This window comes from Anaerococcus degeneri (assembly GCF_017874475.1).
GTDB lineage: Bacteria > Bacillota > Clostridia > Tissierellales > Peptoniphilaceae > Anaerococcus > Anaerococcus degeneri.
Window position 1 is genome coordinate 89669 of the sequence record NZ_JAGGLO010000004.1, and the last position, 11420, is coordinate 101088.

An 11420-nucleotide genomic window follows, 5' to 3' on the forward strand; every position below is an offset into this window, starting at 1 on the left:
CTTATACTAATTTGTTTACTTCGGCTTGTACTTGGTTATAGTTGTATCCGGCTTCTTGAAGTTTTCTTTTTCTTTCGTTACCGTTACCCCATTTTCCGGCTATAACCTCTTTTGCTACCTCGGTTACTGACTTTGTAGGCTTTCTTAATTGCCTGTTTACCTCGGCTTGTACTTGGTTATAGCTGTATCCTGCGGCTTCAAGCTTGCTTTTTCGTGTGGATCCATTGCCCCACTTACCTTCTAGCACCTCTTTTGCTATTTCTGATACCGATTTTCTAGGTTCTGGCTGTTTTGCTCCGCTTAAAATCCTGTTTACCTCGGCTTGTACTTGCTGGTAGTTATAGCCTGCCGCTTCTAGGTTAGATTTTCTTTCGTTTCCGTTGCCCCAAGCTCCGGCTAGCACCTCTTTTGCTACTTCTGTGTTAGTTTTCTTGCTGCCTTGGCTTGGGCTTTCTGGTTGGTATCCGGCATTGTAGTTGATATAAGGAATTTTTCCGTGCCTACTCCAACGCCTGCCGTTAAGTCCTGCTATAGGTCCGTGGTTTAAAAGCGCGGTTTCCTGTACTCCATTAGTCCATTTTGGGGTACACTCTATAACCCTTCCATTTCCTACATATACGCCTATATGGCCCGGAAGCCAAACTGCTTCGCCTGGCTGTATGTTATTAAAGTTTGAGGATACTCCTATACACTTATTTATCATTCCGTCCGCTGAAATATCCGGAACGCCATTGCTTGCGTAGACTGCGCCGCCCCAAGTGGCGTTTCTGTTGCCATTCCAACCCCAAAGAATACCTTTAATTAGGTTGACGCAATCAAAGCCGAAGGCTCCTTGGCTGCCTGCTCTCTTCATTGCTGCTTTTGTGGCTGCGTCATACATATATGGGTATTGCTTGGCTTTATTTTCCACCATGGAATTTGTCATTATTCCGCCGAAGCACCCCCAAGCGTATATTGTCCTGTAGTTATTTTTTATATTATATAGCTTTTTTATAAAATCATTTACATTCATTTTCCCACTTACTCCTATTCCCGCAGCACTTGTAGCCGCGTTCCATTGGTTAAGATTGTTTTCTTCTATAATTTGTATTAATTTATTTGCATAGTTAGGGTCGGTCGCGTATCCTGCGGCTTGAATTTCTCTACAAGCTTTCTTGTAGTCTTTTTCGCCCACTACTTTTTTATACCTGCTAAGTCCGGTTAGTAGTTCGCTATGATCTTTGATTGATTCCGCCCAAGAATTGTAGGCCCTAAATCCTGCGGTTATGGTTTCGAAGTTTCTTCCGTCGAAGCACTCCTGGGTTTTAGTGTTATAAACTTTTCCGTGCCAGTTGCTGCCAGCCTTAATTCCAAAAAGTGCGTTACCTTTTACGGTTAGTCCGGATTTGCCCCAACCGCTTTCTAGTATAGCCTGGGCTATAGTTAGGCTTGCTAATACTCCGCTTCTTTCTTCTTCCGCCCTTGCTAGTGGCCCTATTTTAGCTATGAATTCTTTATTATTCATCTTGCCCCCTATACACTTGTGTTATTTACGTCTACTGTATAACCTTCTGTTTCTTCTGGGTAAAGCTGCTTCAATTTTATAGCATTTTCTGTCCTAATTACATAGCAATAAGAAAGTATGGCGCCTGTAGTTGGTGCGCCTATAAAGGTAAGCCAAGGGGCCAACTGACTATAGTCATACTTAAAAACTATATAGGCCCCAAATCCTACCCCTAAAAAATAGGTGGTTAAGACGGAAGCAACCACTATCTTTTTGAATTCCGGTTTCCTTCCGCCTTTATTTCCCTTTTTCTTTTTGCTTTCTAAGATTTTTTTAAGACAAAAAGTTACTAAAAAGAAGCTTGCTGCACCTAGCAAAAATGTAATTGCTAATTTATACAACTTGATTGCCCCTTTCATTAATTAAGTTCATTATGCTGTCTATCCTTTTTTCTGTGCTTAATTGCTGCGCTTCAAGTTTTATAATTCTTTCGGCATACTTGCTAATAGATTGATTAGTTTCCTTTGTAGTCGACTTGATCTCGTTTATAGCTTCGCTTAAATGTGATATTTGCTGACTAATTGTTGCTGACTCTTCACCGTCTTTTTTTGACTCGGTTTTTAACCCTTTTTGGTATGCGATTACCGTCGAAATTATACCTATCACGGTAGCAACCAAGCCAATTATTAAGTTCGCTTCATTCATAGCGGCCGCCTTATTGTTCGAATTCTTGGCCAGTAATTATTTTGAATTCTTCCGGGGTAATATCTCCCCAAGGTGTAGCCTTTGTTATTACTAGAGTTTTTAACTCTTCTAGTGTGATCCATTGATATTCCCAAGCCAATTTTAAAAAGTCCATCATTTACCCCTTTTTAATTCTGCAATTTCTTTTTTTAGTCTACTAATTTCTAGCATTTGCATTGCAAATTGTTTGCCTAAAGTTTCTATGATTTTTTCTTTTTCGTTCACGTCTACGGTAATCTTGGCAATTTGTTTTCCAACTGCCATAAAGCCTTTCTGTTTGTCGGCTTTTTCTTTATTGATTCCAATTATCGAATCTTTCCTGTGTGTTACTGCCATGCTAGGCCCCCTTTCTACTCAAAGTTACCGCCAGTAGAAGAAATGTAGCACTCGCCTTCGGCTCCGTTTCTTTTGACTGATACGCGGATATTCACGCCCCACTTGCTAGCGGTTTTTGTTTTGTTTGATAAAAAGATTTTAGAACCCTTTTCCACCTTCAAAGTTACATCTTCCCAAGTTGGGTTTTTGTCGTATCCATTGTTGCAAATTTCAATTTTGCTTACTGCTCCACTTGGAAGTTTTCCAATAAGTGTTAGCAAGGCTTTTGTTACCATTGCGTCGGAATCTAGCGGATTTTTTAACTCGAAAAGAATTTCGGTTTCGTTCTTTGAGAATTTGAATTCTTTTTCACTTTGTCCGCCTTCACTATCAGTAGCTATAATTTTTATAGTTTGTTCTCCGTTTAGTATTTCTAGCCATTCTGTACTTGAAATATTAAAATTATAGTTAGTTCCGGAAGTTGCGGTAAAGCTCCTTTTTTCTACCCCGTTAAGATATTCTTTGACGGTTAGGCTTTGCCCTGCGTCCGGGTCGGTAACGCTATAAGCAAGGCTAAAGGCTCCGGCTTTTGTTCCAAGGCTACTGCTTGAATTTGAATTTATAACCGGGTCTTCGTTATTGTTTACCATTCTTTCGTTGGAAGTAGCGTAGCCGGATTCTAAGCCGTAATTGTCGTAGGCCTTGACCCTGTAGCTTACTTTTTGCCACCCTTTAGTGATTTTATCTTTGTAGCTTCTGTTGATTCCCTTGTATATCCTGTCGTAGCTTCTTTCGTCTACTTTTCTTTCAAGTGTATATCCTACCGAATTTCCTTCTGGGTCGGTCGAACTGCCCCAAGTAATTTCTACAGTTTTCCCTGCTTGTACTTTTGTTGGTACTGTAATTCCTGTTGGTGTTGTAGGGGGTTGATTCCACTCTATGGTGTATGCTCCGTCCGAATCTGTATCGTTAGATACCAAGATTCCGGATTGTAGATTGCAAAGCGGGCGAACGCCATAGCTGCCATAGTACGCGTAGTCCCAGTACAAAGAACCGTCGCTGTTGACATAGCGGACGCGGTACGAATAGGACGTATAAGGGGTTCTAAGCCACCAATGCCAAGAACTAGAAGTGCTTGCACTGCTATAGTTGTTTTTGTTTACTGCTTCTTGGGTTAGATATGCTTTTCTGCTTGTATCGCTATCAAATATAGGGAATTTGCTACCTTCTGCGGTTCCGCCTTCGTTAGCTAGGCCAACTTCTGTAGTCGAAGCCAAAAACATTTTACTAACTACGTTTTCGCTTCCGCCACCGTCTAGGCTGTGCCTAACAGTTTTTAGGCTGGTTTCTAGTATGGATTCTTTAAAGTTTTTTGAAAAGTTATATAAAAATCCTGGCTCGCTGTCGTATGGGTTATAGGTTGTATTTCCGCTTGTTGGTGGTGCGTCGGCTCCGTGCTGGGCTGTGTACCAAGAGTTTTTGTCGCTGTTTAGCCATTGAAGCAAGTTTGAATACTTATAATTATTATTTCCGTAACTTTGCCTGTTGCTGTCGCTGTTTCTTGATTCTTTTCCGTCAAAGGATTTTATTGATATTATCTTATCGGAAATTAGCGTTACTGAATTTGAAGGGTATCCGCTGTGATTTTTATCTGCAATTTTCCAAATTATAGGCTTGCCATTGTATTTGGAAAGATTGTCTTTGACCTTTGCCCCCACCGGCAAATTACTTAATTTTTGCGCCATTTGATTTCTCCTTTACGATTTTTTGATTGTAGTATTGGTCCATTTTCTTTATTAGGTAGTAACAGTCGCCGTGCGAAGCGTGCGCCTTCCATGATTTGTAAGACTTTTCCACTTCATCTGGTGTAATTTCTCCTTTTTCAAGCATGCTTGCATACTTACGGATTTTCTTTTTCATTCGATTTTTGCTACCACGCCTTAACTTTCGAACTACTTTGCCGCTTTCTGTCAAGTAGGTGTGAAATCCTAGAAAATCTATACCGTGGCGAAGCGGGAAAATTTGTGTCTTTTGATTAAGTTCTAGTCCAATTCCTTTTAGATACTCTTCTATTTCTCCTAAGCAATACTTTAAGTAGTTTTTGTCTTCGTGGATCAAGTAGAAGTCGTCCATATATCTGCCATAATATTTTATTCCTAAGCGTTCTTTTATAAGATGGTCCATTTCATTCAAAAATAATAAGGCTAGCCATCGTGAAAGCTGATTTCCTATAGGAATTCCCGGGTCCACGTCTGAATCTATAATGTGGTTTATTAACCATCTGACGTTTTGTTCGTGGAAATACCTTCTTACCATTCTTTTTAATTCTTTATGCTGTATGTTGTAAAAATACTTTTTTATATCGCATTTTAAAACATATCCTGTAGAATAGCTTTTTATATCCTCTTTGCTTGGCCTTTTCCCTTCGCTTCTTCGCTCTTTTTCTATTTTTGCTTTTCTTGAAAAATAGTAATTTCTTAAAAAGCCTTGTAATCTCTCTAGTCCAAAGTGCGTTCCTTTCTTCGGCTGTGAAGCGTAATTATCTTTGATTAGTACATTTTTTAGGATAGGTCTTACCACCTCTTCGCATAGCGCCTGTTGTACTACCTTATCTTTAAAGCTATTTGTTTTTACAAGTCTTTTCTTGGGTTCGTAGACGTAAAATTCGTAGTATTCCGAAGTTTTGTACTTACCCGTCCTTAAAAGATATTGTAAGTATAAAATAGCTTCTATTTGGTTATTTTCGAATCGGGCTACGCTCTCTTTTTCCCTGTTACCAAGTTTTGCTTTGTTAAAGCCTTTGCGTAGACTCTCGAATTCTGTTAGATCTCTATAATATTTCATTTTTTATCTCTAATTGTGTATAACTCCTTGCCCGTCTTACCTTTTTTGTGCGGTGCTTGGGTATCAATTATCCTGTGTTTACCTTTACGGTGGGAAATGGCTTCCTTTGATTGATAGGGTATTGCTTTCTGCTTTCGCTTACTCGGTCGAACTTACTATCTAAGCGGGCGAACGCCATTGCTGCCATTGTACGCGTTGTTCCAGTTCAAAGAACCGTCGCTGTTGACATTGCGGACGTTGTACGAATTGGACGTTACAAGCCATTCCCCAAATTTATTTATTTTCTTTGTTTATCCTTCATGTGCCAGCTAACGGCCATGTTTTTGACATTTAATACATACCTAGCCCAATACTCGGCTTGGCGGTCGTCAATACCTATATTTTCGTTTTCCAAGCATAGAGTAATTAAAAATAACAAAGTTTTACACTTTGTTATCGCTAAGTTTTGTAATTTCAATCTTTCTTTTAGTGCTTCTTTATCGTTTGTGTTAAGCTCGTTTGCCGCATTTATAAGCTCGTATATATCCAAACTTATATTTTGCATACGGTTTACAAAGGTAAAGCGGTACTTCTTCGGAAATCTCCTTGGATTATCAGTAATTTTTATAGTATGATTTGCAAGGTCTTTCGCCTTTGTAAGTAGCTGAAAGTCTTTATCTATTTCTATCATATATGCACCTGCCGCCCCTTATAGCTTGTAGTTCTTCCTCGATCTCTTTATCTCCTTCAAGATAAAACACGCCTTCTTCTTTGATATACATTGTCGCTTTTTTGCCGTTGTAAGTTTCGCCTTTTATGATAATTGCTTCTGTATCTTCGCTACACTCTTTACACGGCAATTCTAAGCTTTGGAAAAGGTGTGCAACTATGCAAGAAATTTCTTTCTTTGTTGCTGCGTGTTTTTCCATTTTTAGCACTCTATACGGTTTTTACTTTTATTGTAATTACCTTTAATTAGTTTTATTCCCTCTAGGTCTTTGAAATTTACCGTAAAAGGATTGCCGGTAATATCGTTGAATACTCCATCTTCTAGCCTTTTTAATTTTCCTTGTATATCTGATAAGTCTATACCAAGCGATAATAGGCCCGCTTCGTTCTTTTCTGCTTTGTTTTTTGCGTTTTCCCAACCGTCTTTCTGGCCTTTTGTAACGTGTATTTCTAAGTTTTCTATATGCTCGGATAGTCCTATAAAGGCCTTGTCATAGTTGGCCACCATTCCTGGTGTAACGTGTATATCTTGATTTCCGACGTGTGAAATAAATTGTCCGTTATCTGCAAATTGCCCTTTATGTGCGCCTGGGTCCCTGTCGTGATTTTCAAGGTCGGCTTTTGTAGCTGATACTGTGAAAGGGTCGACTTTTAGTTCGATCACCTCGGCGTTTGCAATCTCCATATAAATTACTAGCTTGACTTCGCCTGCTGCGCCTGTAGTAATGATTACTTTTTCGGTATCCGGGCAATTTGCAATAACAATCAAATTTCCGTCGTCGTCAAAGGCTCCAATTTCTCTTATTGTGAATCCGCCTTCATCTGGTGGAATTACCGCTATGATCTCTATTAGGTTTGGGCTGTCGGGGTTTACCTTACATTCTTGCACCGCTCCACGCCATTTTTCGCCGTTAAGTGCTGTTTGAATTTCTGTAGGTTGGTAGTATTCGCCGCCCCCGTCGCCTGCTGCAAACTCGGTAATATTTACCTTTTTGCCTTCAAGGATTGCTTTTGTTATTTTTTCTTTTCCTTTTGTGGTTACTATAGAACCGTATTTTGCCATTGTTTTTGCTCCTTTCTTATTTTGGTTTTACGCTTACTTCGATTCTGTAAATCACGCAATTTGCAAAGCCAATAAACCTGGTATTTGGAATCTCTCTTTTTACATAAGGATAAACCTTCACTTCTTGCCCTATTCCCTCGCTCGCTCCTATATATAGCCTTCCGGATTGGATAATATCTTCTGGCGTAAAAGGATATATACCTAAAGTATTGCCAATAAGGGCTGCGCTGCCTGCGTATAAGTTGGCCTTGCTTTCCATGATATAGGTTATTTTATTTAAGTGTGATCTTAAATTTTTATAATACCTAATTCTATCAAGGGCCATTTCCTGCAAGTTTGCTGGCGCCCCATTTTCCGACGCATTAATCTCTATAGAAAAAGTGTAAGGCTTATCGCCTGTTTCGAACCATTCTTTTATAGTGGTTTTTGGAAAAATATTTCCAAGCGCCCTTTTTACTGCGTAAGGCGTTCCAAGTTTTCTGTATATCTTTATACAATCTTTTATGATTTCCCTTTTTATCTCTAGCTTATAGTCGTAGTCGTACCATAAAACGTTAAGGTCGTAAGCTAGTATATCTAGGGTGTCTTCGTCTAACTCGTCGATTCGCGAAAAAATAATGTTTTTTGGAATCTCTGTATTAATTTTTTGTAATTCAAGCGATATTAGTTTTCCAAGTGCCTTTATATCCTCGTTTTCTGCTATAGCTGGCGGAATAGTCTTCGTAAGTTCGAAATTGTCTATCCTATTCATCTTCTACGCCCCCGTTTATAAGGTTTGTACTTTCTGCTATTGCTACTGCCGTGTCGCTTACTGCTTTGAATTGTGGCTGCCTTATCTCTACACGCTTGATACCTTCTTCCATAAGCATTTGGTTAAGCTTTGATGGGTTTATATCTCGTCCCATTTTTTCGCTTTGCCAAGCCTTGTACTTTTCTACCGCATATTTCGCAGCCTTTTCTATTCCTTCGGCGCTAAGTTGTCCGTGTTTGAATCCATAATAGCTTATATCTATCTTGTAGCTTACTTTATCCGCCGCCTTGACTACTACCTTATCTGTTAGTGGTCTTATATCTTCTGCGGATAGAAGCTTTTCTATAGCTTTTATAGTTTCTTCTTCTGGCAATCTTCCATCCTTCATAAGCACCCTAATTTCGGCTACTCCTGGTGTAGGCGATACCGTCTTCACGTCCGCTATACTGGCGTTGGCGGTTTTCGCATAGAATCTATACGCGCCTTCCGGCCCTGCTGTACTATAAGTCGATAGGGCTTCCCTGTACCTGCTGTATAAGCTGTCGTCGCTTTCTGTATCTGCTCCGCCCGCTGTCGCTGTAAGGTTTTCTATTTTTTCAAGATAAGGTACAAAATCTACTATCTTTGAAATTTGACCTGGCAAAAATCCGTTTCCAATCTCTCCTACAACCGTACATACCGCTTCTATATCTCCTGCGGTTTCTCCAATAGGGATTACAAGGTCTTTTGTGGTTTCAAAAAATATTTTGCCATCTACTGTTGACCTGCTGCCTTTTGGAATTACTGTCGCTGTTTCTCTCTTTGTAGAAAGCGTGTACCTAATTCTAGTTGTAGCCGCCTGTGGTGGCAATCTCTTAATTGTGTTATTTAGAAATTCTACAAGGTTGTCTAAGTATTTACCTTCGGCAAATCTCGGTATATTTTGCTTGGCCGAATAGTCGATAAGTACGCGCTGCTGCACCATAATATCTGCTACCCATAAAATAAAAAGCCTTAAAGGGTCGGCGGGGTATAATCTCTTATTTGCTATGCTTTCGTAGCCTTTTATCAGTAGGTTTACTAGCTCTTTTGTATCCGTGTTTACATACTGAATATCGGGCTTTTTTCTTTCGCTACTCATCTTTTATTTTAACCCCCACTACAGGTATAAGTTTTCCTGCTTTTGCTTCGTCTACTTTAAAATTAATCTTTGTAATTTCCGCCCTTGGTTCGTACTTTTCTATAGCGTCGACTATCTCCATGATAAGTTTAGGCTGTGCCACGTTTACTGGTGTGTCTAGCTGCTTATGGCTCGTTCCGAAATCTCTATCTAGTGGTACGCTATATTTAGGGCTTATCAAAATCATCTGTACATTTTGTGTTACTTCTTCTATAAGGTTTTTTGGAAATAAATTAATTTGTGAATCTTGATTTTCTATTGTGATTTCCATTTTGCACCCCTTAATTGTAGGCTTGCAAGGAAATATTTATCTTCGCTGAAAGTAAGTTGCCGCGATTGTCAAATTTTTCTAGGTCTTTAGAAGTTTTAGTAATTACCCACCTTCTGCCATAGATTTTATTGCCAATTACTAGGCGCATTACTTCGCCTGTTATCCTTGCCCTTGCTATATTGTTTATTTCTCTTACAGGATCTATTCCATAAAAAACGGAAAAAGACATATCAAAGCTAATATTATCACTTTCGATTCCTGTATATTCTAGTTTTGGGGCTTGTAAGTGTACGTCATGCGACGCATATTTCGCCCCGGATTCCCACTTCATGTTATCAAAGGTTTTTATGGCATTTCTTGATACATGAAAAGTTATATCTCCTAACGCTCCGATTAGTGCCACGTTTTAGCCCCCTTTCTTAAAATCCGCCTAGTATGAAGCCGTCGCCAGCACCTATTGACGGAAAAGCGCATAAAACGAACTGGCCTACATAAGGTAACCATGGGTGAATTTCCACGTTTAATTCGTGTGTATGTGGTTCGCCCTGGTAGGTGATAACTTTTTTTAGCTTGATTGTATCCGGTAATTCTTTTTTGTAGCTGTCGCCACCTAAATTTCTAGGCTCCGAATTGTAGGCTCCTACTCCGTTCCAATTTCCGCCGTTGTCTTTTTTGCTAATCTTTATAAGCGGGTGGTTTATTAGAACTTTTAATTCGGCGCTTACCATATCTTCTTGGTCTTCGAAAATTACACGCGCCGTTCTTTTTCCAACGTCAACGCTTGATACTTTTCCAATTTTGATTTGTTCGTTTAAGTCAATCATTTTTAATAACCTTCTAAAACTTTTCTTAATGATAGGGATACTTTGTATCCGCCATTTGAAATATTGTGGTCGGCCGACTGAATCATGTATTTACCGTCGTAAATACCCCAACCGTCAATTTTTAGGTTTACGCCTGCTACATAATTGATATTGCCTACTACTTCCAAGCTTGCCTGGGTTTCTTTTTTGTTTTTTTCTCTTAATTGTTTTTTGGCTAGTTTGTCGGCTTCTGCTTTGTCTTTGACTTTGGTATTGATTTTTAAAACCCTACCCGTCGACTGGTCGGCTTTTGGATTTTTAAATTCTCCTTTTATAGTTTCTTTTGTTTTTGGGTCGGTGTAAGTAACTTCGCACTTGCTGTAGCCCGCTTCTATAAAGTTTGTACCAAACGTCCACCTTAAAACATTACTTTCACCCCTTTTTATAGTGTCAATAGGGGGTAGTTTTTCGAACTTCGAAGCGTCAAAAAGAACTATCTTTTTGTCGGTAACCTTTAGACTGATTCCCGCGTCTTTGCATAGTTCTTTTAAAAATTCTATATCACTTTTTTTGCTTTGCTCTCTTCTGTCGTATAGTGGGTCTTCTTCGCTTTCAAACTCGCTTTTTAGTTTATTTTTACCGGCTATATCACTTGCAATAGCTGATAATTTTATATTTTCCCAAGCTTTGGTTTTTTCTTCCGCTATGATCTTTGAGTCGGTAGGAATTGCGCTAGCTTTTAATGTTACCTTTGTAGGCGGGCCGCTTTCGTTCACGGTATCCACCTTAAATTTTCCGCATTTTAATTCTCTTTCGTTTAGATCTTCGTCAATTTGAATTATGCTCGCTTCAATTTCTCCACCTTTTCCAAATCCTGTTTGTTTTAACCAATCACGCGCCCACCTTCCTTCTTTATCTCCTACGGATATCTGCAAGTCGTCGCTCTCGTCTTCCTCATTATCTGTATAAGTCAAGGAATTTAGGTAGTCTGCTAGGTCTTTTGATATATCCGCCCCGTCGTACTTGACTTCTAGTTTGGCTCTTCTGGCGTATTTTGCACTCATCTTTTGCCACCTCTCTTCCAAGGTGGCAAAGTTAAGTTATCTTCTTTTGGTATATAAGGTATTTTTATTTCAATTCCTGCCGGAAATATAAAAATTTCCTTATATTTTATATTTTCTTTTATAAAGAGGTCCATTTTTTCGCAATCTCCGACGGTCTTATAAGCTATGGTATCCCACTTATCGCCCGCTATTGTTATATATGTTTCTTGCAAGTT

At 39.2% G+C, this 11420-nt stretch carries 17 protein-coding genes; all 17 read right to left on the reverse strand.

The window, feature by feature from the left end; all coding sequences use genetic code 11:
- Position 1 precedes the first annotated feature (1 nt).
- Entirely contained in the window at positions 2-1504 is a 1503-nt protein-coding gene (locus tag J2Z38_RS10535) for a glucosaminidase domain-containing protein (RefSeq protein WP_225304630.1), read from the reverse strand.
- Between the two features lie 8 nt (positions 1505-1512).
- A complete protein-coding gene (locus tag J2Z38_RS05610) occupies positions 1513-1884 on the reverse strand; it encodes a hypothetical protein (protein ID WP_039931287.1) in 372 nt (123 codons plus the stop codon).
- Complete coding sequence (locus J2Z38_RS05615; protein ID WP_004829050.1) at positions 1877-2188, reverse strand: hypothetical protein; 312 nt, start codon at positions 2186-2188, stop codon at positions 1877-1879. Before J2Z38_RS05615 ends, J2Z38_RS05610 begins: the two co-directional genes overlap by 8 nt.
- A 10-nt stretch (positions 2189-2198) precedes the next feature.
- On the reverse strand, positions 2199-2342 hold the full coding sequence (locus J2Z38_RS05620) for an XkdX family protein (RefSeq protein WP_209773541.1): 144 nt from the start codon (positions 2340-2342) through the stop codon (positions 2199-2201).
- On the reverse strand, positions 2342-2563 hold the full coding sequence (locus J2Z38_RS05625) for a hypothetical protein (protein ID WP_209773542.1): 222 nt from the start codon (positions 2561-2563) through the stop codon (positions 2342-2344). The genes J2Z38_RS05620 and J2Z38_RS05625 overlap by 1 nt, the downstream gene beginning before the upstream one ends.
- A 14-nt stretch (positions 2564-2577) precedes the next feature.
- Positions 2578-4287: a DUF6273 domain-containing protein gene (locus J2Z38_RS05630; RefSeq protein WP_209773544.1), complete on the reverse strand. Its 1710-nt coding sequence runs from the start codon at positions 4285-4287 to the stop codon at positions 2578-2580.
- Positions 4268-5386 carry an RNA-directed DNA polymerase gene (locus tag J2Z38_RS05635; RefSeq protein WP_209773546.1) on the reverse strand — a complete coding sequence of 373 codons (1119 nt, stop codon included), beginning with the start codon at positions 5384-5386 and terminating at the stop codon, positions 4268-4270. Before J2Z38_RS05635 ends, J2Z38_RS05630 begins: the two co-directional genes overlap by 20 nt.
- Positions 5387-5663: 277 nt before the next feature.
- Positions 5664-6056, reverse strand: a complete 393-nt coding sequence (locus tag J2Z38_RS05640; protein WP_209773547.1) for a four helix bundle protein — start codon at positions 6054-6056, stop codon at positions 5664-5666.
- A complete protein-coding gene (locus J2Z38_RS05645; protein ID WP_209773549.1) occupies positions 6040-6294 on the reverse strand; it encodes a hypothetical protein in 255 nt (84 codons plus the stop codon). The genes J2Z38_RS05640 and J2Z38_RS05645 overlap by 17 nt, the downstream gene beginning before the upstream one ends.
- 2 nt (positions 6295-6296) lie before the next feature.
- Positions 6297-7157 (reverse strand): phage tail protein, encoded by an 861-nt coding sequence (locus J2Z38_RS05650; protein ID WP_209773551.1) that lies wholly within the window; start codon positions 7155-7157, stop codon positions 6297-6299.
- A gap of 16 nt (positions 7158-7173) precedes the next feature.
- Positions 7174-7908 carry a phage tail protein I gene (locus J2Z38_RS05655; protein ID WP_209773553.1) on the reverse strand — a complete coding sequence of 245 codons (735 nt, stop codon included), beginning with the start codon at positions 7906-7908 and terminating at the stop codon, positions 7174-7176.
- Positions 7901-9028, reverse strand: coding sequence for a baseplate assembly protein (locus J2Z38_RS05660; RefSeq protein ID WP_209773555.1), 1128 nt, complete (start codon positions 9026-9028; stop codon positions 7901-7903). The genes J2Z38_RS05655 and J2Z38_RS05660 overlap by 8 nt, the downstream gene beginning before the upstream one ends.
- Positions 9021-9338, reverse strand: a complete 318-nt coding sequence (locus J2Z38_RS05665; protein ID WP_209773556.1) for a GPW/gp25 family protein — start codon at positions 9336-9338, stop codon at positions 9021-9023. The genes J2Z38_RS05660 and J2Z38_RS05665 overlap by 8 nt, the downstream gene beginning before the upstream one ends.
- A 10-nt stretch (positions 9339-9348) precedes the next feature.
- Complete coding sequence (locus J2Z38_RS05670; RefSeq protein ID WP_004829072.1) at positions 9349-9741, reverse strand: phage tail protein; 393 nt, start codon at positions 9739-9741, stop codon at positions 9349-9351.
- Between the two features lie 16 nt (positions 9742-9757).
- A complete protein-coding gene (locus J2Z38_RS05675) occupies positions 9758-10162 on the reverse strand; it encodes a hypothetical protein (RefSeq protein ID WP_209773558.1) in 405 nt (134 codons plus the stop codon).
- Positions 10163-10164: 2 nt separating this feature from the next.
- Positions 10165-11205, reverse strand: a complete 1041-nt coding sequence (locus tag J2Z38_RS05680; protein ID WP_209773560.1) for a phage late control D family protein — start codon at positions 11203-11205, stop codon at positions 10165-10167.
- A complete protein-coding gene (locus J2Z38_RS05685) occupies positions 11202-11417 on the reverse strand; it encodes a tail protein X (protein WP_209773562.1) in 216 nt (71 codons plus the stop codon). The genes J2Z38_RS05680 and J2Z38_RS05685 overlap by 4 nt, the downstream gene beginning before the upstream one ends.
- Between the last annotated feature and the right edge of the window lie 3 nt (positions 11418-11420).

Excerpts from the sequence above, each read along its gene's own strand:
- J2Z38_RS10535 (WP_225304630.1), bottom strand. The coding sequence starts at position 1,504 with ATGAATAATAAAGAATTCATAGCTAAAATAGGGCCACTAGCAAGGGCG.
- J2Z38_RS05615 (WP_004829050.1), bottom strand. The coding sequence starts at position 2,188 with ATGAATGAAGCGAACTTAATAATTGGCTTGGTTGCTACCGTGATAGGT.
- J2Z38_RS05635 (WP_209773546.1), bottom strand. The coding sequence starts at position 5,386 with ATGAAATATTATAGAGATCTAACAGAATTCGAGAGTCTACGCAAAGGC.
- J2Z38_RS05675 (WP_209773558.1), bottom strand. The coding sequence starts at position 10,162 with ATGATTGACTTAAACGAACAAATCAAAATTGGAAAAGTATCAAGCGTT.
- J2Z38_RS05640 (WP_209773547.1), bottom strand. The coding sequence starts at position 6,056 with ATGATAGAAATAGATAAAGACTTTCAGCTACTTACAAAGGCGAAAGAC.
- J2Z38_RS05680 (WP_209773560.1), bottom strand. The coding sequence starts at position 11,205 with ATGAGTGCAAAATACGCCAGAAGAGCCAAACTAGAAGTCAAGTACGAC.
- J2Z38_RS05625 (WP_209773542.1), bottom strand. The coding sequence starts at position 2,563 with ATGGCAGTAACACACAGGAAAGATTCGATAATTGGAATCAATAAAGAA.
- J2Z38_RS05645 (WP_209773549.1), bottom strand. The coding sequence starts at position 6,294 with ATGGAAAAACACGCAGCAACAAAGAAAGAAATTTCTTGCATAGTTGCA.
- J2Z38_RS05660 (WP_209773555.1), bottom strand. The coding sequence starts at position 9,028 with ATGAGTAGCGAAAGAAAAAAGCCCGATATTCAGTATGTAAACACGGAT.
- J2Z38_RS05665 (WP_209773556.1), bottom strand. The coding sequence starts at position 9,338 with ATGGAAATCACAATAGAAAATCAAGATTCACAAATTAATTTATTTCCA.
- J2Z38_RS05630 (WP_209773544.1), bottom strand. The coding sequence starts at position 4,287 with ATGGCGCAAAAATTAAGTAATTTGCCGGTGGGGGCAAAGGTCAAAGAC.
- J2Z38_RS05655 (WP_209773553.1), bottom strand. The coding sequence starts at position 7,908 with ATGAATAGGATAGACAATTTCGAACTTACGAAGACTATTCCGCCAGCT.
- J2Z38_RS05620 (WP_209773541.1), bottom strand. The coding sequence starts at position 2,342 with ATGGACTTTTTAAAATTGGCTTGGGAATATCAATGGATCACACTAGAA.
- J2Z38_RS05650 (WP_209773551.1), bottom strand. The coding sequence starts at position 7,157 with ATGGCAAAATACGGTTCTATAGTAACCACAAAAGGAAAAGAAAAAATA.